The organism is Terriglobus albidus, assembly GCF_008000815.1.
GTDB lineage: Bacteria > Acidobacteriota > Terriglobia > Terriglobales > Acidobacteriaceae > Terriglobus > Terriglobus albidus_A.
Map to the genome: position 1 here is coordinate 1,052,042 of NZ_CP042806.1, position 19,574 is coordinate 1,071,615.

At 55.9% G+C, this 19,574-nt stretch carries 18 protein-coding genes and 1 tRNA gene; 14 read left to right on the plus strand and 5 right to left on the minus strand.

From position 1 onward, the window contains the following. Window positions 1–108: 108 nt before the first annotated feature. Complete coding sequence (locus FTW19_RS04315) at window positions 109–780, plus strand: class I SAM-dependent methyltransferase (RefSeq protein ID WP_147646496.1); 672 nt, start codon at window positions 109–111, stop codon at window positions 778–780. Window positions 781–891: 111 nt separating this feature from the next. On the opposite strand, the gene FTW19_RS04320 is transcribed toward FTW19_RS04315, so the two are convergent. Continuing rightward, on the minus strand, window positions 892–1,341 hold the full coding sequence (locus FTW19_RS04320) for an ester cyclase (RefSeq protein ID WP_147646497.1): 450 nt from the start codon (window positions 1,339–1,341) through the stop codon (window positions 892–894). 178 nt (window positions 1,342–1,519) lie between these two features. On the opposite strand from FTW19_RS04320, the gene FTW19_RS04325 reads away from it, so the two are divergent. Both FTW19_RS04325 and alkB read left to right on the plus strand, forming a co-directional pair. After that, a complete protein-coding gene (locus tag FTW19_RS04325; protein ID WP_147646498.1) occupies window positions 1,520–2,293 on the plus strand; it encodes a 2OG-Fe(II) oxygenase in 774 nt (257 codons plus the stop codon). A 250-nt stretch (window positions 2,294–2,543) separates the two neighbouring features. Further along, on the plus strand, window positions 2,544–3,197 hold the full coding sequence (alkB, locus tag FTW19_RS04330) for a DNA oxidative demethylase AlkB (RefSeq protein WP_147646499.1): 654 nt from the start codon (window positions 2,544–2,546) through the stop codon (window positions 3,195–3,197). Between the two features lie 652 nt (window positions 3,198–3,849). Here the strand turns inward: alkB and FTW19_RS04335 are convergent. After that, window positions 3,850–4,938: an IS110 family transposase gene (locus FTW19_RS04335; RefSeq protein ID WP_246153518.1), complete on the minus strand. Its 1,089-nt coding sequence runs from the start codon at window positions 4,936–4,938 to the stop codon at window positions 3,850–3,852. Between the two features lie 405 nt (window positions 4,939–5,343). Between FTW19_RS04335 and FTW19_RS04340 the strand changes: the two genes are divergently transcribed. The 10 genes from FTW19_RS04340 (at window position 5,344) to FTW19_RS04385 (ending at window position 15,833) form a co-directional block, all read left to right on the plus strand. Continuing rightward, window positions 5,344–6,399: a S1C family serine protease gene (locus FTW19_RS04340; protein WP_147646500.1), complete on the plus strand. Its 1,056-nt coding sequence runs from the start codon at window positions 5,344–5,346 to the stop codon at window positions 6,397–6,399. 26 nt (window positions 6,400–6,425) lie between these two features. Continuing rightward, the gene (locus tag FTW19_RS04345; protein WP_147646501.1) at window positions 6,426–6,695 is read left to right on the plus strand and encodes an EsaB/YukD family protein; all 270 of its coding nucleotides are present in this window, start codon (window positions 6,426–6,428) and stop codon (window positions 6,693–6,695) included. Between the two features lie 5 nt (window positions 6,696–6,700). Further along, window positions 6,701–7,921 (plus strand): HesA/MoeB/ThiF family protein, encoded by a 1,221-nt coding sequence (locus FTW19_RS04350; protein WP_147646502.1) that lies wholly within the window; start codon window positions 6,701–6,703, stop codon window positions 7,919–7,921. Beyond that, window positions 7,918–8,808, plus strand: a complete 891-nt coding sequence (locus tag FTW19_RS04355) for a Mov34/MPN/PAD-1 family protein (RefSeq protein WP_147646503.1) — start codon at window positions 7,918–7,920, stop codon at window positions 8,806–8,808. The genes FTW19_RS04350 and FTW19_RS04355 overlap by 4 nt, the downstream gene beginning before the upstream one ends. Next, window positions 8,805–9,857 (plus strand): FHA domain-containing protein, encoded by a 1,053-nt coding sequence (locus FTW19_RS04360; protein ID WP_147646504.1) that lies wholly within the window; start codon window positions 8,805–8,807, stop codon window positions 9,855–9,857. The genes FTW19_RS04355 and FTW19_RS04360 overlap by 4 nt, the downstream gene beginning before the upstream one ends. Beyond that, window positions 9,854–10,438 carry an NINE protein gene (locus FTW19_RS04365; protein WP_147646505.1) on the plus strand — a complete coding sequence of 195 codons (585 nt, stop codon included), beginning with the start codon at window positions 9,854–9,856 and terminating at the stop codon, window positions 10,436–10,438. The genes FTW19_RS04360 and FTW19_RS04365 overlap by 4 nt, the downstream gene beginning before the upstream one ends. Before the next feature lie 35 nt (window positions 10,439–10,473). Continuing rightward, window positions 10,474–11,115 (plus strand): DUF4339 domain-containing protein, encoded by a 642-nt coding sequence (locus FTW19_RS04370; RefSeq protein WP_147646506.1) that lies wholly within the window; start codon window positions 10,474–10,476, stop codon window positions 11,113–11,115. Between the two features lie 171 nt (window positions 11,116–11,286). Next, window positions 11,287–11,850, plus strand: coding sequence for a ubiquitin-conjugating enzyme E2 (locus tag FTW19_RS04375; RefSeq protein WP_147646507.1), 564 nt, complete (start codon window positions 11,287–11,289; stop codon window positions 11,848–11,850). 358 nt (window positions 11,851–12,208) lie between these two features. Further along, window positions 12,209–13,279 carry an AAA family ATPase gene (locus FTW19_RS04380; protein WP_222705530.1) on the plus strand — a complete coding sequence of 357 codons (1,071 nt, stop codon included), beginning with the start codon at window positions 12,209–12,211 and terminating at the stop codon, window positions 13,277–13,279. Then, complete coding sequence (locus tag FTW19_RS04385; RefSeq protein WP_147646508.1) at window positions 13,236–15,833, plus strand: S8 family peptidase; 2,598 nt, start codon at window positions 13,236–13,238, stop codon at window positions 15,831–15,833. Before FTW19_RS04380 ends, FTW19_RS04385 begins: the two co-directional genes overlap by 44 nt. Window positions 15,834–15,886: 53 nt before the next feature. Here FTW19_RS04385 and FTW19_RS04390 read toward each other — a convergent pair whose 3' ends face one another. After that, window positions 15,887–16,798 (minus strand): hypothetical protein, encoded by a 912-nt coding sequence (locus tag FTW19_RS04390; RefSeq protein WP_147646509.1) that lies wholly within the window; start codon window positions 16,796–16,798, stop codon window positions 15,887–15,889. Between the two features lie 46 nt (window positions 16,799–16,844). Beyond that, window positions 16,845–18,107: a M20/M25/M40 family metallo-hydrolase gene (locus FTW19_RS04395; protein ID WP_187143275.1), complete on the minus strand. Its 1,263-nt coding sequence runs from the start codon at window positions 18,105–18,107 to the stop codon at window positions 16,845–16,847. 478 nt (window positions 18,108–18,585) lie between these two features. Here FTW19_RS04395 and FTW19_RS04400 point away from each other — a divergent pair, with 478 nt between their 5' ends. Continuing rightward, window positions 18,586–19,053 carry an ester cyclase gene (locus FTW19_RS04400; protein WP_147646511.1) on the plus strand — a complete coding sequence of 156 codons (468 nt, stop codon included), beginning with the start codon at window positions 18,586–18,588 and terminating at the stop codon, window positions 19,051–19,053. Between the two features lie 132 nt (window positions 19,054–19,185). Here FTW19_RS04400 and FTW19_RS04405 read toward each other — a convergent pair. Then, window positions 19,186–19,262, minus strand: a tRNA-Pro gene (locus FTW19_RS04405). Between the last annotated feature and the right edge of the window lie 312 nt (window positions 19,263–19,574).

A 19,574-nucleotide genomic window follows, 5' to 3' on the forward strand; every position in this document is an offset into this window, starting at 1 on the left:
AGCAACATAGAAAGAAATAGCAGATACGCACTAGAGATTCATGCCATCTTCAAAGATAGATTCTTGCCATAGTCGGGGTGATTTTCAGGTTGCTATGATCACCGCACTATGCTCCGTCAGGCGATCCGCAAAATCCCCGGCGTGCCGCAGCTGATCAAACTCAACACTGATTTTGAGGATTGGTGGTTTGACTGGCGCCATGGCACGGATACCTCGGCTGACCGCGCCGATCAGGCCCGCAAGGGTTGGGAAACCGATACCACCAACCACACCTATGTCCCGATCCGTCCCAAGTGCGCGCGGCGTGTGCTGCAGGCTCTACCTGTGACGAATCCGCAGGAGTACACCTTCATCGACGTAGGTTGCGGGAAGGGGCGCATGCTGCTCATGGCTCTGGAGGCGTATTCTTTCCGCACCGCCATCGGGATAGAGCTGCGCAAGGAGTTGAGTGATCTGGCGAAGTTGAATCTCCATAACGACGACCGCGCTCGCCTATGCTCTGCAACATGCATGAACGTGAATGCGATGGACTTCCAGTTTCCCGAGGAGAAGCTGGTGCTGTATCTCTTCAATCCTTTCGGTGAAGAGGTGATGCGCACCTTCCTGGAAAATCTGGACCGCTCGCTGGAGTCATCTTTCCGCGATGTCTGGGTGATTATGGATTTTCCCGTCTATGCGAGCATTGCGGACAGCATGCCGTATCTGTCGTTCGTAACGGAGGGCTACGACTATCGCATCTATCGTTCTAAGGATCCACAGGCTATGGCTGTTGCGGCGTAGTGTTCACTGAAGAGTACGGCAGCTGCGTTGCGGCTGCCGTACCCATAGAAAATAAAGGGCTGAAGGCCCGCTCTATAGGTTTCAGTGAAGGCGAATTTGTTGATACACCGCCTAGGCGGTCCGAATCAGGCCGAGCTGTGTAAGGGCGGTAACGCCATCGTCCAGGCCAATCTCCTCGGCGATCTTTCCATCCTTGATGCGGAGAACGGTGGTCCCGGTGAAGTGCATCTTGCGGCCGCTGTTAGCGGGCAATGACCCGGCGAGGAAATCGCTGAAGGCCGGCCCGGTGTGCGTACCGCCACCTTCCCAGCGTCCGACAACGTAGTCACCTTCTGCGATGAGGTCCGCCGCTCCCCAGAAGTTGAGGTTCGGGAAGGCCTGACGGAATCCCGTCATGAATGCCTTGATATCGTCGTGGCCGCGGCGTGGCTCGTGCAGCGAATACTGCAGCAACATGTCCGGGGCGGCAAGTTCGTTCACGACGTTGAGATTCACGGTCGGTCCCCAGAACTCTGTGAACCAGCGTCCCACGAGAGCTTTGTTCTGTGCTTCCTTTGACATACTTGTGTTCCTTTTGGGTTGAGATAGCAGAGACAGTATCTTGCTCTGCAGGTCAAAACTTAATCGGGGTAAGATGCGGACCACACTCCGGATCTTGCCGCCAAAATTTGAAGGCAAGAATCGGGGTGTTCTGCATCACGCATCTCGATAACGTTGGTGCTGAAAGAGAGGCACACGTATGAAGGCGGACTTCGAAATCGCAGGACTGACTTTGCCGGAGGCCAGTGTGCCACTTCCGGAAGCGGCACGCGCGGTATCGCGCATCACGTCGCTTGACTGGCAGCTCATTGCAGACGAGCTCAACGCCTCAGGCAATGCCTTGCTGAAGAACATCCTCACGGCGGAGGAGTGCGAAGTCCTGGCACGTCAGTACGGGAGCGATGAGTTGTTTCGCAGTCGCGTTGTTATGTCGCGGCATGGTTTCGGGCGTGGCGAGTATAAGTACTTTCGCTATCCGCTGCCTGCGTTGCTGCAGGAGCTACGCACATCGCTCTACGAGAGGCTGGCGCCGGTTGCAAATCGCTGGAACGAACAGATGGGCATCGACATCCGCTATCCGGGCCAACACGCTGCGTTCATCGAGCGCTGTCATCAGGCGGGACAGTTGAGACCTACACCGCTGCTGCTGCAGTATGGCGCTGGAGACTATAACTGCCTGCACCAGGATCTCTATGGCGAGCATGTCTTTCCCATTCAGGTAGCGTTTCTGCTGTCGGAGCCGGGGAGGGATTTTACCGGCGGCGAATTCGTCCTGACCGAGCAGCGCCCAAGGATGCAGAGCCGGGCTGAGGTCGTGCCCCTGCGACAGGGCGATGCGGTTGCTTTCGCTGTTCACCATCGTCCGGTACAGGGTACGCGCGGCAGCTATCGCGTGAATCTCCGGCATGGCGTCAGCCGCCTGCGATCGGGACAACGGTATACCCTCGGCGTTATCTTTCATGATGCCACATAGAGCATTTTCCCTGTTGCTGGGTATCCCGGAAGGGGCGTGCAGCGGCGTTTTCATTGCGGAAAACGCCCATAGATGCGGAAACCCTACACTACACCTACAGGGAAAATGCTCTAGCGTGGTGAGTCTAAACTTCGCGACATAAATCATGAACAGCTTTGCCATCCGAAGCGTTGAAAAGCAGGTCCTTCACTACGTTCAGGATGACAAAATTTACGACAAGAACTTCAGACTCAGGACTCTAGCGGAAACCATGACCCAGCCGCTCTTCCAAACCCAACCTCCGGCGCCGCTACCGAAGAACCTTCTCGGTCCAGGCACGGCAGTGCTTGCCGGCTTTGCGCTTGCTGTAGAGGACGAGTTACTCCCCGCGCTCCAGCGCGTCACCGAACAGTCACCATTTCGCAATATGGTGACGCCGAGCGGATTCCGCATGTCAGTCGCAATGTCGAACTGCGGCGAGCTGGGATGGGTGACAGATCGCACCGGCTATCGTTATGACCACTTCGATCCGGAGACGAATCGGCCCTGGCCTGAGATGCCTGCGGTGTTCAAAGAACTCGCAACGGGTGCTGCGAACGAGGCAGGCTTTCCAGGGTTCAATCCGGACGCATGTCTCATCAACCGATACGAGCCAGGTTCGAAATTATCGCTGCATCAGGACAAGGATGAGCGTGACTATACGCAACCGATTGTCTCGGTCTCGTTAGGCCTTTCTGCGACTTTCCTTTTCGGCGGGCTGAAGCGAACAGACCCGATCCAGCGCATCCAGGTGATTCATGGCGACGTGCTTGTGTGGGGAGGGCCTGCAAGGCTGCGTTATCACGGCATTGCTCCACTGCGGGATGGCACACATGTGCAGCTTGGCCCGGTTCGTTACAACCTCACCTTTCGGAAGGCCGGCTGAAGACCCCTAACTGCAGAGTTATGGAGGCCCGCGGTTTGTCTTGCTTAAGGGCACGGCTTCAGCTGTTAAGTCTCCAGACATCCTTTACAGTCGATTTGCTCGCAATTCCCTATAAAGAGCGGTCGTAGTGGCTAGGGAAAGTGGGAAAAGGCCTTTCTTTTTCCAAGGTTGCGCAGCAACCGCCTTTTCCTGGCCTCTGTTGACCTCACAGGACTTCCGGCACAAAAGTGTAAAGGATGTCATGGAACTGAACAGCTTCAGCCGTGCCGTAGAAAAACCCGCAAATACGCGGCTTTAGCCGCTGAGGTCAGGTTCAGCCCAAGTGCGATATCCCGTCTCGAATCTTTTGTTTGCTATTTGGTCTGCATGAAGATCTGGTGACCCGAGGCATCTCCCTCAGCGGCTTCTATGAGACGGCTGTATGGGTCAAGTTTTTTCCTTCATAGAGTTTTTGTATTTGCAGTTGCGGTTGTGTTTTGGATTCATCTCGGGGCTTCTATCCGCACTCGCAGTGAGCCGCTAAGGGACTCGGTGCCTGTTGGGACCCGATGGTGATGAATTGGGGCTGCTATCTGAAGCACGACCTGTATGGCCCAGCCGCTGAGCGCAGTCACCCGGACACGAGATTGTTCTGCTTTGGCCGATCCGCGGTTCAGGCTACGGTGGCCATTGCAGGTTGAGGGAAGTGTTGGAAGCTCTGTCCGCTGCGCCACATGCTGTGCAACAGGACCGCCAGTTTACGGGCCACCGCCACGATAGCTCGCTTTTTTGCTCTCTTGCCTCCACTGGATGCCAGCTTGAGGCCCCAGCGACGCAAGGCTGAGTCAGGACCGAAGCGACCCAGGATGTATTGCGCCGACTGCACCAGCAGACTTCGTAAATATCGGTTGCCGGTCTTGGAGATGCCTAACTCCGGATCCGAGTCCCCCGACTGACTTTGTCCGGGTCGCAGACCGAGCCACGCACCTGCGGAACGGTTGCTTGCTATATTGGGCCGGTCCAGCGTGAGTACATACGTGGCCGCCACCACAGGACCCACGCCTGGAACCGTACGCAGCACACCGATCTCCGGATACCTGGTACCCAGCTTTTCGATCTGTTCTTCCATACTGTCGATCTGACGGTTCAACGTCGCGATCTGCTCCAACAACGGAACCGCTACCGTCGTCAGCACAGACGGAATCGATGCCCGCACCCGCACAGGAAACGACTCGGTGGAACAGGCCGGCAGACGGCCACCGGCGCTTTTGACCAGGCCACGCAACGCGTTGACCAGCATCGTCCGCGCACGTACTAGCGTAGCCCGCGCCTGGATCAGGTTCAGGTCCTGCTGCCGCTCCATGCTGCGGTGAAGCAGCGGCGCCAGCAACTTAGGATCAGACGCCGCGAAGCGAGCCAGCTGCTCGGCATCGTTGCGATCGTTCTTCGATTCACTCGAGCTGATCGCCGCGATCTTGCGCGCATTGGCCACGATCACCTGATGACCTAAAGACTTGAGCAAACGGCTTACCCACGGAGAGTGCGTGCCGCACTCCAGTGCTATTCGCTGCCGCTCCTCGCCCTCGAAATGACGTCGGAACGCCGCCTCCGTACTCTGGATACGACCTTCCTCCATCACTTCCTTCCCTGCGTTCAACAGACAGTAGTGGCTGTAACGGTCCCCTAAATCAAGCCCTACCGTCAGCGCTGGCCTGTCACTCCCCATTTCCTCTAACCACTGCGCTTTGCTAACCTTCTTCATCGGCTGGTCTCCTTGAGCACCCCGAGTGCGTGCGAACAGCTTAGCTGCTTCGCGAGGCCAGCCGTCTCATCCCATCTGAAGCCGCTTGCTTTCCATGTTCGACTGCGGCACGGCTGAAGCCGTGCCTTTAAACAAGACATTCGCACCTGCGGTGCGAAATGGTTGCGCTACGCGCAACGGTTTGAGAGTTTCGCTGAAAGCGATACACCGGAACTAAACGCATCCAGCTGATCTTAACAGCGACACCCTAGCTGCTTTGGATCGCCACCCGGTACCGAAGTAATCGGTGATCTGCTAAATGGTCGAAGGCCGTTCGGAGGTAAGATTTTTCCGTTAATTAACCAGTTGTCGGGTTACACCAAATCGGATATAACTGGCTCACACTTGAGAACCTAGCGGGCGAGCATGTCTTCGGAGAAGATTACTGTCAGCGCTGAAGACATTGATTTGGCTGTGCATGTCTCGGCGCCTGCCGAAATTCCGGCCAAAAAGCAGCCTTCTCCTATTCCCGTCTGGGCCAAGGCGTGTCTGTGGCTTCTGGTTCCGGTTCTTCCTCTTCTGTGCGTGATCTCGGTCATTCTGCGGATTGCGTTTCGCACGCAGCCGCCGCGGACACGGTATGCCCTGGTCTCTCTGCTGGCAACGCTGCTGACGGTAAGCAGTCTGCTGGCGCTGGTCGCAGGGGTAGCGATCTATTCGCTTGTTCCTTTGCCGCCGATGGTGAACTCTGGTCTGCCCGATCTTGACCAGCGGACTGGCTTCCCCTCGCTGTCTTCGGCTGTAACTCTTTCCAGTGCCGAGGTATCCACTCAGTTGAAGCCGCTGGTGGTTGTGGTATCGCCGGCCGTTCGGTTCTGGGGACGGGAGGCAGCTTCTGTGGGACTGGGGGCGGGTATGCTGCTCGAGGCAGGACCCGATGGCTATCTTTTTGCCACGGCCAATCATGTCGTCAGCGGAACGGCCTCGCCCGCCGGTGGAAGCGCTCCGCATGTGATGGTTGCCATGGAAGGTGGGCTCTGGTCAAAGGCCGACGTGATCGCCACCTGTCCCTCGAACGATATGGCGCTGCTCTGGGTCGAGCGGCACTCCGGCGCTGCAGCTTTCGTGCAGCCTATCGGCAAGCCGCAGGACGGCGAGCCGATCTTCGTGATCGGTCACCCGGAGGGATTGAAGTACACGCTTAGCAGCGGCATCATCTCCGGCCTGCATCAGGACGTGCTGCAGATCTCGGCGGCCATCAGTCCGGGTAACAGTGGCGGGCCGGTCTATGACGCGCACGGTGCGCTGCTGGGAGTTGTCAGCTCAAAGTTTGACCGCAACAACGATGCCAATGCGGAGAATCTCGGTTTTGCCAACAGTGCCGAGCTGCTGCACAATCCGTCGCTTTGGTCGTTTTATGGAAATGGCCGTCAGAGGCTGGAACAGTATTTGAAGGATCTACAGACAAAACAACAGATGTAGTTGAAGAACCTTCCGGGAAGGATGCGATGCCTTACATCAACGTCACCGTCTACGATTCGACGGAAAACAAACGCGTTCCAGCTGAGTTACCTGATGATGCTCCGTGCAGCAAGATCGTGACGGTGCTGGTGCAGAAGCTCCAGCTTCCGACCAATGGGCCGGACGGCGCGCCGCTGAGTTACAAGTTTCATCACAAGAACAGTGGCCGCCAGATCCAGGACAGCCAGACATTGGCCCAGGCCGGTGTGAACGAAGGCGACATCCTGCGGCTGCAGCCGGAGATCACCGCAGGCTGAACGCCATGACCGAGACCCTCACCTTACGTACAGAGCTGGAGGAGGACCGGTTCAGCCGCTTCCGCCTTATCCCCTGGTGGGATCAGGCGAAGATCCAGTCCGCGCGTGTGCTGGTGATCGGTGCAGGCGCGCTCGGGAATGAGATCCTCAAGAACCTGGCCCTGCTCGGCTTCCTCAATATTGTCATCGTCGATCTCGACTCGATTGAGACCTCGAACCTGTCGCGGTCGGTGCTCTTCCGTGCGTCCGACGTCGGCAGCGCTAAGGCCGATGCGGCTGCGCGTGGTTATGGCAACCTGCTGCCTGAGGCGACCGTTCTCCCTCTGGCGGCGAATGTGATGCAGGATTGCGGCCTCGGCCTCTTCGCGTGGGCTGACCTGATCATTGCGGGGCTCGACAATCGCGAGGCCCGCCTCTGGATTAATCGCGCAGCATGGAAGGTCGGCCGACCCTGGATCGATGGCGCGATCGAGGGCATCAACGGTGTTGCCCGCGTCTTTCTGCCCAACCAGCCGCCTTGCTACGAGTGCACGCTTGGCGAGACCGATTGGGCGATCCTGAACCGTAGGATGTCCTGCAACCTCCTGCTCCACGAGGCTCAGCCGCAGGGACGTGTGCCGACGACACCGACTATCTCCTCTGTGATTGCGGGCATTCAGGTGCAGGAACTGGTCAAGGTGCTCCACGGTCTGCCGACGCTTGCCGGCAAGGGGTACGTCTTTGAAGGGCTGCAGCATACCTCTTACGTGACCCAGTACACCGAGAATCCGGACTGCATGAGTCATGCATCGCTGGAGAACATTGTGGAGCTGGGTGAGAGCTCCAGCGAGATCACCCTGGCGGAGTTGATGCGGCGCGGGCAGGAGCATCTCGGTGTCAGCGAAACGGTGATTGAGTTCAGCCGGGATATTATCTGGCGCCTGCGCTGTCCTCGTTGCGGCGCGATTGACGATCTCTTTGCTCCGGTGGGTTCGGTGGACTTCAACCGTGGCCGCTGTCTCGCTTGCAGCCCCGATAGTGCTGAGCCGCAGATGCGCATCGTGGATCTGCTTACCGGTTATCGCGGTGAACCGGAGCTCGCGGGCCGGACGCTCGATCAGCTTGGCCTTCCGCTCTTTGATGTGTTCACGGTGCGTTCGAACGACTCGGAAGTTAACTATCTGATAGCAGGCGATGCCGCGGAGGTTCTTGGTCCGCTGGTGCGGGAGAAGGAGTTTGCCGTATGAGCAAGAACACCGCTGCGGTTGAGCCAAAGATCGTGATCGATAGCGAGGTCACGCGCTGCATCCGTCAGCATGCCCGCGCGCATATGAAGACTGAGGTCTGCGGCGTGCTTATCGGCGAGAAGGTGGGAGACGCTGTCCAGATCCGCGCCTCCATCGAAGCCTCGCAGGCCAGCCAGGGAGGCACGCACGTCACCTTTACCCAGGAGGCCTGGGAGGAGATCTACCGCGTTAAGGACGTGCGTTATCCGGAGGAACGTATCGTCGGCTGGTATCACTCTCATCCGGGCTTCGGTGTCTTTCTCTCTGAGCACGATCTGTTTATCCAGCAGAACTTCTTCAACGCTCCCGATCAGGTGGCCTGGGTCTATGACCCTCACACGGACGAAGAGGGCTGCTTCGGCTGGGTGGGTGGTGCGGTTCATCGCATTCACTCGCTGACCATCTCTGACCAGAACGGCGACGGTGTGGAACGCACACCGAAGCCGACTGAAATGCAGGTGACGGAAGAAGAGAGTGTCTCGCAGCCGGTTATGCGTGCAGAGGTTCGGCAGAAGACGCCGGAGTGGATGCGATGGGCGGCCACGGGAATGCTGAGCCTGACCATGTTGGTGGCCGGCTTCGCGGTGTCGTATTTCCTCTTCCCGCAGATCATTCCCTTTGCGGTCTTTATCGATCCGACTTCAGGCAGGCCGCTGGGAATCCGTGAGGCTCCGGAGCTGTTGCCCTTCCTGCACAAAGCATTGCTTGCACCGGAATCGTCGGCAGTGCCGACGGGACAGAGTCCGGCTCTTACTGCACCTGCACCTGCGCCTGGTGCTTCGACGGCAGCTCCGCCGCAGGCGCCTGCCTCGTCCACACCTGCGCCAGCCACTGGGAGGAAGCCATGAGCGAACAGCCTGACGACGTGTTGCGTGTTTCGCTGGAAGACCTGGAGACAGTGCAGGCTGCGCCGCTCGCGGTGGCCTCAACCGAGACTACGGCGGGAGTGAAGAGCTACGGCAGCATCCATGAGCCGGCCGAGCCGGAGGCTCTGGCGAAAGAGGACGGAAACTTCTTTCTGAAGGCGTGGGTGTATCTGGGAATTGCCGGGTTGGTCGGAGCCCTGGCGGGCTGGGGCATTGCGGAACCCGGCTTTGTAGATGGTGCTGGCTATCGCTGGGGAAATATCTGGCTCATTCCCATCATCCTGACGCTGATGTGCGTCGGCTTCGGTGCAGCCGAGAGCATCGTAGAGCGCTCGTTGCGCAAAGCTGCCATCCGGATTGGAATCGCGCTGCCCCTGGGCGTGGTGATGAGCTTCATCTCCGACCGCATTGCCAACATGATTTATGCGATTGGGCTGGGCTTTTCCGCGGCTGCCGGTGTGCAGACCCACCATAACCCTGTTATCTGGATTGTGCGCGCGATCGCATGGGCATGCCTGGGCGCGGCCGGTGGCATCATCTACGGGATTATCGACCGGTCCGGTAAGAAGATCGGCTATGGAGCCCTTGGCGGCGCGATCGGTGCGGCGATTGGCGGCCTGATCTTTGATCCCATCTCGTTTGCAACCAAGGGAGGTGCGCCGAGCCGCGCCGTCGGCTTTGCGCTGCTGGGACTTGCCACCGGTGTTGCGATGGGGCTGGTGGAAAGCGCGCTGAAAGACCGCTGGCTCTATGTCACCTCCGGTCCGCTGGCCGGCAAGCAATTCATTCTCTATAAGCCGCAGACAGTGATTGGAAGCACGCAGACCTGCGATATCTATCTCTTCAAAGATCCCGAGATTTTGCCGCGGCATGCTGTGCTGATGCAGAAGGGGCCGCATATTCATCTCGCCGCCGAAGGAACGGTCTATGTCTCCGGTCAACCGGTGCGCGGCACGCGGGTACTGGAGAGTGGAGCCATCGTTCAGTTGGGCCGCTATAAGTTCAGGTATCAGGAAAGGACACGCGAATGACCTCCGCCTGTCCCTACTGTCGTTGTGGTTTTGAGCCGGAGGAAGAGGCGCTGACCTGCGAAGCCTGTGCTACGCCGCACCACGCTGACTGCTATGCGGAGAACGGTGGCTGCACCGTCTTCGGCTGCGCCAAGGCTCCCGCAGATGAGCCAAAGGTGAGCATCTCGTCGGCGGACTTGAGCCAGGCACGGCCGGCAGTGGCTGCGGCCCCGCCACCGCCGAATCCTGCGCTGACCACGTCCGTGGCTCCGCCTCCTCGGCCGCCCGGTGCGCCACCCAGGATTCAGGTCACCGAGCCTGCGCCGGAGCGAGGGTTGAGCTTTGGCGGTTATAGCGCAGTATCCCATGCGCCAATCGCGCCGTATACGCGCCGTCGCACCCGCACGAATTATGTGTTGCTGGGAGTCTTTCTCGGGGGCCTGGGAGTACATAACTTCTACGCGGGCTATACGAAGCGCGCTGTGGGACAAATGCTGCTGACGTTGCTGTCGTTTTTCTTTCTTGGCTGGGCCGCCTGGATCTGGGCCTTAGTGGAAGTTTGCATCGTCAAGCAGGACGGCGATGGAGTGCCACTTCTTTGATGTAAGACGATTTCTTTTCTGATTGGAGCTGCCTTGTGAACTACACCATCTTTCGTGACGGACAACAGTACGGTCCGTATACTCTCGCCGATCTACAACGCTATGTCGCCTCGGGCGATGTGCTGCTTACCGACCTGGCTTCCAGTGAAGGCATGGGGGAGCCGGTGCCGGTCTCGCAGATCGTCGGCACCATTCCAGTTCCGCTACAGGCCGCCGCTCCATCGGCTCCGGCGATCGAGTATCCCAACCCGCCGAATCTTCATTGGGGCCTGGTGCTTCTGTTCACTATCCTGACCTGGGGAATGTTCATGTCGGTCTGGGGCGTTGTGCTGTCCTTCTGGCTCAAGAAGGTGGCCCCGTCCAGTCGGGCACTCTACTTCTACATCGCGGAACTGGGCTGCCTGGCGCTGGTATTTGCGCTTGGCATGGCTTCTGTCGTCGCGCATGGCGCCACCACATTGATACCGATCGTCCAGTTGGCCAGCTTCGTGTTGACGTTGATTGCGCGCTACAGCTTCCGTTCCTCGATGGAAGAGCACTACAACAATGTTGAAGGCATTCCGCTGACGTTGAGCGGCGTGATGACCTTCTTCTTCAGCACCATCTACTTCCAGTACCACGTCAATGACATTGTCCGGCGCAAGCGGGTTGAGCAGCTTCAACTCGTCACCGGCTAGTGTCTAAAGCTCTTGTCAAAATGTTGTCATCCTGAACGAACGGGGTCCCGGCCAGCTTTGCTGGCTGGGGTGGTGAAGTGAAGGACCTGCTTTTCCAAAGCTTCGGATGGCACAAGCCCTTCATGATTTATGTTGCGAACTTTAGGTTCATCATTCTAAAGAGGAACTCCGATGGCATCGCCGCGCACCCGCAGACTGAAGCTCGATCATGAGACGCTGACCCGCCGCTTTGCCGGCTGGCCGGTGATCCAGATTACCGGCAGCGCCGGCCTGCCGCCGGAAATCTATCAGTTCCAGTTCAACCTGAAAGGCATCTACGTCAACGCCGCCGGCGAGATTCTGGAACGCGATACTCATGTTTTGGAAGTGCAGTTATCGCTCGAGTATCCCCGCCGCGCTCCACAATGCCGCATGCTGACGCCAGTCTTCCATCCAAACTTCGACGAGACCAGCGTCTGCATCGGCGACTTCTGGGCGGCGTCAGAGGGCCTGGATGACTTAGTGGTGCGCATCGGACGCATGATCGCCTATCAGGAGTACAACACCCGCAGCCCATTGAACGGCCTCGCCGCTAAATGGGCTGCGGAGCATCTTTCACTGCTGCCTATTGATAGCCGCACGGTAGCGCCGCCTTTGGAAGAAACTGTTGTGGGGAAGAACGATATAGAAGCGGCTGCTCCAGCCGCGCTAGAAACTCCGGGTGATCCATGGAGTGAAAAGCTACATGTGACATAGGATGTTCGTTCGTCCGTTGCTGCATCTGGATAGCGGCGGAACGCTTTAAAGCCTATAGCTCGTCTTGTTGGAACTGTCGAACGGTGTCTTTTTGACAGTTTGAGTGAGAAGAAAACTAGTACTATTTCCACTCTACTATGGGTTTGAGTTTCACTTTGATGTCATTATGATTGCAAAATGATGCATAAACCTAAACGCATGACCGCGAACAAAAGAAAGGGTTTATTGCGGGTTGCCGTTACACTTCGACTTCCTGAGGATGTCGTCCGGCGTATTGATCAAGAACTGAATGGGCGGGACATTCCTGTATCAAGAAATAATTGGTTTCTCGAGGCCGTGATCGAGAAGCTCCGCCGAAATGGATCTGGAGAACAACATGGCGCGTAGCGACCTTCTTGTTTCTCTCGTGAAGGCGGGTACCTGCGGTGACAGCCGCGGTTTCAGGTCGGCGGCAGAAGCGATCATTGCTGAGGAACGTGCAAAGCAACACGGCGTTTTGGCAGATCGACTAACAAAAGCCATTCAAGTCAATGGCACCGGAAATATTGTGCGAGCTAATTTCCAAACAATCAGTTCATCGGATCCGCACTATCGTGGTAAGGACTTCATATCCGAGGTTGTTCCAAGGCGTCGTCTTGATGATCTAATTCTTCCGTTACTGGCTAGGCAAAACGTGCTGGAGCTGATCGAAGAACAGCAAAGAGCAGATCTATTGCGAGCACATGGCCTTGAACCGAGAAATCGAATCCTATTGGTGGGGCCTCCGGGAACAGGTAAGACGACTCTTGCTGAAGCAATTGCAGAAGCTGTCTCCGTGCCTCTATTCGTGGTCCGTTATGAAGCAATGATTGGAAGCTATTTGGGAGAAACGGCTTCACGTCTAAAAAGGGTTGTTGACTATGCGAAGACAACTCCTTGCGTACTCTTTTTCGACGAATTTGACGCAATCGGAAAGGAAAGAGGAGATATCCACGAAACCGGAGAGATTAAGCGGGTTGTTAGCACATTGCTTATGCAGATTGATGACCTACCAAGTTATGCAATGGTTGCCGCAGCAACCAACCATCCTGAATTGCTTGATCGAGCGGCATGGAGACGTTTTCAGGTTCGTGTGCAATTGGAGCTGCCAACCCGAAATGATTTGGCAAAATATCTCGAGAATTTTCTTATTCAGTTTCGTGAGTCAGCCGGCATTTCTGCAGCGACTTTAGCAAAAGCGTTAGGACACATAAGCTATGCTGACGCAGAACAATTCTGTCTCGATGTGAGACGCAGGCAAGTTCTGGCAGCAGGCGAACGTAGCCTGAAACAGATAGTGGCAGATCAGTTGAGGATCTGGACCGCGAAGTCACGAGCTCAGCAGCCAAAGCCAAAGGAGAAAGAGGATGCCGACGCGACCTCTGCTTCCACTTCCCACACCGAACCATGAACCTCCTCCGCCTGGACATTCAGGGTATACACCTCTACGGCTTCCCTCAAGGGATCGTCAGAGAGAGTACTTCGGCCCAACATTCGAGCGGCTGAGGCGGGCAATTACAGATAACACAGGAGAGGCCGCGCAGATTTTTGATGATGCGAATAATCTCGCTCCTGAGAGGGTTCTCGTATTCGAGACAGCGGGACCGGTACAAAATTTTCTTAAAGCCATAGCTAAGGTCCCCGGGTTCCAATTCATGGGCGACTTTGAATCAGAATTTGAAGCGGACGAGAACTTTGCCGTAATAGATCAGAGAAAAGGTCGCGGCGGTGCGGATCGGACCGATGAGCCAATTGCAAGCCGCTATTACCTAACAATGCCGAATCTGGCGGCGTTATCTCAACTCTTGAGTCTTTGGGACCGCTGGAGAAGGCAGGAGCAAATGGCAGAGGGCTTTGCCCCTTTCGCCGATCTCTTCAACCGACTTCACGATCTCCGACCCTGGGGGCCAACGGATCGTGTCTCTCCTGAAGCTATATCTATTTGGCGAGAAGAGATCGTTTCAAATCCACGGCGTCCAGTTCGAATCGAGATTGAACTGTGGTTTAAGGAGGCCCGAGGAGACCGCGAGGCGGCTTCGAGTGACGTCACTGCTTTAATTACGCAAGCAGAAGGTCGCATCCTTCAGGAGATTATCGTAGAGGAGATCGCTTATCACGGGATGCTAGTCGAGCTTCCTGTGGGGGAAATTGAGAACCTCATTGCACACCGAAACGTTGCTCTCGCAATCGACGATGACGTAATGTTTCTCCGCCCTCAAAGTGTTTTACAGGGGCCCTTTGAGATGGAAGCATCGACCTTTGAAGAGGAGGGCGAACGTATCGTTGATACCCGCATTGGGAATCCGGTTGCTGCCCTATTCGATGGAGTGCCGATGCAGGCACACAGACTGCTTGCTAATCGTCTGGTCATTGACGACCCGTACGATTTAGAAGGTCGGGCTGTAGTCGCCCATCGCAGACATGGTACCGCCATGGCGTCTCTGGTGTTGCACGGGGACCTCAATGCAGGCGATGAATCGCTGTCCCGTCGACTCTATGTGCTCCCATTACTTTCTTCGTCGAATGGAGAATCTGAGCACTCTGACCCTGACCGGCTTCTAATTGATCTGATCCATTCGGCCGTTGTTCGAATGAAAGGGCAAAATGGGACAGAGGGGAGTGCCCCAAATGTATTTCTGGTTAACCTTTCTCTCGGCGATCCCAAACGGCCTTTTTCGCGGTTGATGAGTCCTTTGGCTAGGCTTCTCGACTATCTATCGTACAGATACAATCTGTTATTTTTTGTAAGCGGTGGAAATGTGACGGCCCCGCTTGCTATCGCAGATTTCGACACCTGGACTGATCTAGAAACCGCATCTCCCGAGGAGCGAGAAAAAAGTTTCATTCGAGCGCTCAACACCGCGAAGCGTGAAAGAACAATTTTGTCTCCAGCAGAAGCGCTCAATGCCATTACTGTCGGTGCCCAACATCATGACGATGTTCCGAACAGACCACGCACTATCAATACGGTTGATCCATTCCGATCGAACACACTGCCAAATGTGAGCTCGGGACTTGGTCTCGGCCACCGCCGAATGATAAAGCCGGAAATCTATTTACCCGGAGGCAGGGAGTACGTCCGGATGAGAAGCTCGGGAGGGGGAGTAACTATTTCAATAGGCCCTCCAGGACGATTGTATGGATTGAGCGCCGCAGTGCCTGACGATGCGGGACAAGGACGCTTGAATCAGGTAGCCCTAAGTGATGGAACTAGTTCTGCCACAGCACTTGCCACCAGGGCAGGACATCAAATATTCGACGGATTGATGGATGCCGAAGGGGGATCTTTACTGTCGGACATCCCTCCACGATATTATGCCGTGGTTACCAAGGCTCTACTAATCCATAGTGCGGAATGGCACGAGAGCGCGTCTCTAATCAAAGAGATCTGCGGCCCTGCGGGTCAATATCAGCATGCTGAAAGAACGGAAAATTCGTGCAGATTCGTCGGCTTCGGAATACCAGACATAATAAAAGTCCTGGATTGCGAGCCGAATCAGGCGACACTTGCAGGCTATGGCGAAATTAGAACTGAGCAGTCGGTTGTGTATCGAATCCCGTTACCGGAGAGTCTGGAACGAGTCACAGCACCTAGAAGCCTCTCCATCACTGTCGCATGGCTTTCACCAGTTAAGCCGAAACATCAAGCCTATCGCTGCGTTCGGCTAGAAGCCGAGCCCGTTACTAAGTCAATCGAATCTTTTGGGGTAAGAAGAAAAAAAACACAACCCACTGATGGTTCTGTCCGCAAGGGGAGCGTCTTTCACGAGCACTATGAAGGTGCTGCGGCAATCCCTTTCATTGATGATGGCCACTTGCTTTTGAGAGTGTGGTGTAAAGATGACGCCGGTATTTCAGCCGAGGTGGCGATTCAGTATGGAATAGCAATCACGATTCAGGCTGAAGGCGCATTACCGATATATCAGGAGGTCCAGCAACGCCTCAGGGTACAGCCAATTCCATAGGATACAAATGCTAGGGGATTTACAGGATGTCCTTGCAGATAAACAGGACGATACTAGAATTCCTCCGATAGCGGTTCCTTAGGAGGGAGCTTGGCAATGAGATCGTTCAGTTCGCAGGAGTATTCGGCAACGATCTTTTTGAGTGCCAAAATTTTAGCTAAGTTCCAAGACCCTTCAGCTCCATCGCTCGTTCTCCCATTGCGATGAACGATGTCGTGACGGTCCCGGATCGCGGTCTTCAATCCCTCTGGAGTGACTGGAAATACCACTCCGAAGGCGCGTTTGTACATCATCGAGGATTCATCGAGACGATGCCAATTATGGGCAAGTACAAAATTGCGCACCTCGGCATCAATCTTTTTGAATCGCTCGAAAATGTCGCTGAGCTTGATTGGAGTGTTCTGGAAATGGGCGGTCTTTCGAACGAAATTCTCCGTGTATTCGTCGCTTTTCGAAAGTGTCTTTATGAATAGGTCACCGAGAAATGTTTCCAGAGCTGCAATGATATTGGCGTACAAAAGCTTGTGCAGGATTCTTCGGTCCTTCTCAAAAACCTCTATCCTTGCCGCATCCTCGATTTCAACAAGGCTGGATATCAAATTAATGTAAGGATCAGGTCCGCTCTCTAGCAGGTCTAGAAAGTAATCGTCATCTGGCGGCTCTGGCTTCCCCGACCATTCCAAACTTATGTCATTGAGATCGGATGCCAACTCTTCTATAACCTCATCCGCAACTATCCCACCAAACTCAGTCTGCAGTTGCTCTTCTGCGTCATAAGGACCGCCCCAAATCCATTGGTAACCTCCCTCGGCAGAGTCGTACGGAAGCTCATCAGGAGATTCGAAATTATCCTCGAACCAATCGCGCATCGCCTCGATTTGCAATTCCTGCCTTTTTCGTTTGAGTTGGGCTCTTGTGATGTTTTTACCCGTGCTGGGAATGAGATACCGCAGTGGACGCAACATGATTCAATGCCTTTCAAATGCAAGATGAAGTGCCAGAGACTTATTGCTAGTTGGGAAAAATACTCACAACTAACAACAGGCGCTGCACGCCCTTCCAGGCGTCGGTGATGTCGATGGTCTCATTTACCGTGTGTGCGTCTTTGCCGGTGCCACCGGCACCGAGGGTTATGGATGGAATGCCGAGGCTCATGGGGAAATTGGAGTCGGTGGATTGCCGGCTGGTGGTCAATGCTGATAGGCCCATCGCCTGGTTTACTCCGCGCACCGTATCAATCAGCGTTGAGTCTGCAGGTGTTGAGCCTGTAGGGCGATAGCCGAGCAGGTCGATCTTCATCGTGAGCTTGCCGTGATCGTGCCAGCGGGCGTTCTCTTCGTCCAGGGCAGTCTGTGCCGCCCGCTCCACGGCCGCTTTTGTCGCCTCGAGCGGGCCTGAATCTTCGGAGCGCATATCGATCTCTGCGAAGGCGCTCGAAGAGATGGTGTTCACCGAGGTGCCGCCGCCGATGCGGCCTACGTTGAAGGTTGTCCGTGGCGTCTCGGGTGTCTGGATCTCGTCGATCTTTGCGATGGCGCGGCCGAGCGCATGGATGGGATTGGCGATGCCGAAGGCGTTGAAGCTGTGTCCGCCTGGACCTGAGTACGTGAGCCGCAGACGATAGCTGCCGACTCCTCCCGTTATGGCGTCGGTGATGGGTTCCGGTCCATCGATGGAGATGAAGGCGTCGATGTCGGAATTGCTCTTATTACGGAAGAACTCCTTCATGCCGCGAAGATCTCCGAGACCTTCTTCGCCGGTATCTGCAACGAAGGTGATGGTTCCTGCAGTCTGTACCTTCCCTGCGTCTAATGCCTGCGCAACACCAACCAGAGCCGCGAGACCGCGGCAATCGTCGTAGATCCCTGGCCCCTTCAACACATTTCCATTGCGTGTGACGTGAACATCCGTGCCTTCCGGAAAGACGGTGTCCAGATGCGCAGCGATCACGATATGAGGACGCGGGTTGTTACCAGGTCTATCGCCGATGAGGTTTCCTGCGGCGTCGGTATGTACGTTTTGCAGGTGCGCTGCTTTGAAGAGCTCTTCGACTGCGGCGGCACGCTTCTCCTCGTGAAACTCAGGCGCAGCGATCTCGCAGAGGTGTATCTGCGTTTCGATATTGGCTTCGGCGTTGGATTGTACGAAGCGCAATGCCTCGGCGACGGCGGGTTGTTGCATGGTGGCTTTGGGATCGGACTTCTCCGCAGCGTGGGTGAGACATGGAAAGAGGAACAACGCGATTGCCGCACATCGCAACGTCGATCGGTTCATGGGATTCACTCTAGAGCATTTTCCCTGTTGCTTGGTATCCCGGACGAGGAGTGCCGCGGCGTTTTCATTGCGGAAAACGCCCATAGATGTGGAAGCCCTACACTACACCTACAGAGAAAATGCTCTATCGAATGCATTCGAATCGTTCCAAAGATTCAGGCGATATATTCGCTTGCATTGAGAACTATGGAGCGGGCCTTCAGCTCTTTGTTTTCTATGGCCAGCACACCTGGGGCGTTGCCCCAGGCTGATATAGAACGCGCCTTCAGCGCTTAGAGCCCGACATCCTTGTTTTGTCATTTCGGCGCGCCCGGTGTCCGCAGCTTTCAGCGCTTATCTCGCCCAGCCCTTGGATTTCTCCGGCGTGCGTGGTGCTTTCGAAAATTTGCGTATTAGGCCGTAAACTCTCGGTGCCGGTGGCCCGATTTCAGATTCCTCGCAAGAGGGGTCTATAATCCCGGCGCAGAAAGGGACTGTGATGACAACAGATACCAAGCAAATCGCACGTAGGTTCATAGACGAGTGTTGGAACCAGGGAAAGCTGGAATCGATCGGTGAACTGGTTTCGGCTAACTGTCGTATCCATGATCCTGTCTTTCCCGCCCTCACCTCGGGAGCGGACAATCTCAAACGTCATATAGGCATGTGCAAGAACGGCTTTCCTGACCTCAAGTTTTCGATCGACGACACCATCGCCGAAGGCAAGGAAGTCGTGCACCACTGGACAGCCCGGGGCACTCACAAGGCCGAATTCCTCGGCATGCAACCCACCAATCGCAACGCCACGGTCTCAGGCACATCGATCTACCGCATTGAAGGCGACAAGATCGTTGAACAATGGGCCGATTGGAACCTTATGTCGCTGATGGAACAACTCGGAGTCGGTAAGGCTCCCTCGATGGAAGCACAGGCACGCGACTCAAGCGTCAAGCAAGCACGCGCCTGACGAGCACCCCACGCCCGTGTTTTAGTTCCTACTGAAAACCGAGAACACAATCGCGCTGCCTTCAGCGATGGGGGCAGCGCTTCTAGAGTCGTCTTCTGACTTGGTAGGGTTCTGGGAAATGATTGATTCGAATGGTCGGGGCGGAGGGATTCGAACCCCCGACCCTCTGCTCCCAAAGCAGATGCGCTACCAGACTGCGCTACGCCCCGACGTGATAATTTCTGCGAGCCAGCCGAAGAGGTCTCCGACGCGCCGCGCTGTTTGATTTTACCTTAGCTGGCCGGGGTAGGGTCTGGAGGTATCGACAATTCGGTTGGTCTGAACTGGTGGGAGCAGCGGGCTTCAGCCTAATGTCACTTACTTTTCAGTTTCCATAGGAGTTGAGGCGTCCAATGCGTTCCGATTGCACTACGGAACTCTTAGGGGGTGAGCTGGAAATGAATGTGAGTTTAGTTTTCACTGAGAAAACGGTACCGGCCTTGGTTCCTGCTGTAGGGTTTGGCAACCTAATTTCTCTCCAT

Coding starts and splice junctions, on each gene's coding strand:
- FTW19_RS04345 (WP_147646501.1), top strand. CDS start 6,426: ATGCCTTACATCAACGTCACCGTCTACGATTCGACGGAAAACAAACGC.
- FTW19_RS04320 (WP_147646497.1), bottom strand. CDS start 1,341: ATGTCAAAGGAAGCACAGAACAAAGCTCTCGTGGGACGCTGGTTCACA.
- FTW19_RS04340 (WP_147646500.1), top strand. CDS start 5,344: ATGTCTTCGGAGAAGATTACTGTCAGCGCTGAAGACATTGATTTGGCT.
- FTW19_RS04380 (WP_222705530.1), top strand. CDS start 12,209: ATGGATCTGGAGAACAACATGGCGCGTAGCGACCTTCTTGTTTCTCTC.
- FTW19_RS04325 (WP_147646498.1), top strand. CDS start 1,520: ATGAAGGCGGACTTCGAAATCGCAGGACTGACTTTGCCGGAGGCCAGT.
- FTW19_RS04360 (WP_147646504.1), top strand. CDS start 8,805: ATGAGCGAACAGCCTGACGACGTGTTGCGTGTTTCGCTGGAAGACCTG.
- FTW19_RS04385 (WP_147646508.1), top strand. CDS start 13,236: ATGCCGACGCGACCTCTGCTTCCACTTCCCACACCGAACCATGAACCT.
- FTW19_RS04390 (WP_147646509.1), bottom strand. CDS start 16,798: ATGTTGCGTCCACTGCGGTATCTCATTCCCAGCACGGGTAAAAACATC.
- FTW19_RS04355 (WP_147646503.1), top strand. CDS start 7,918: ATGAGCAAGAACACCGCTGCGGTTGAGCCAAAGATCGTGATCGATAGC.
- FTW19_RS04350 (WP_147646502.1), top strand. CDS start 6,701: ATGACCGAGACCCTCACCTTACGTACAGAGCTGGAGGAGGACCGGTTC.
- alkB (WP_147646499.1), top strand. CDS start 2,544: ATGACCCAGCCGCTCTTCCAAACCCAACCTCCGGCGCCGCTACCGAAG.
- FTW19_RS04400 (WP_147646511.1), top strand. CDS start 18,586: ATGACAACAGATACCAAGCAAATCGCACGTAGGTTCATAGACGAGTGT.
- FTW19_RS04365 (WP_147646505.1), top strand. CDS start 9,854: ATGACCTCCGCCTGTCCCTACTGTCGTTGTGGTTTTGAGCCGGAGGAA.
- FTW19_RS04335 (WP_246153518.1), bottom strand. CDS start 4,938: ATGAAGAAGGTTAGCAAAGCGCAGTGGTTAGAGGAAATGGGGAGTGAC.
- FTW19_RS04315 (WP_147646496.1), top strand. CDS start 109: ATGCTCCGTCAGGCGATCCGCAAAATCCCCGGCGTGCCGCAGCTGATC.
- FTW19_RS04375 (WP_147646507.1), top strand. CDS start 11,287: ATGGCATCGCCGCGCACCCGCAGACTGAAGCTCGATCATGAGACGCTG.
- FTW19_RS04395 (WP_187143275.1), bottom strand. CDS start 18,107: ATGAACCGATCGACGTTGCGATGTGCGGCAATCGCGTTGTTCCTCTTT.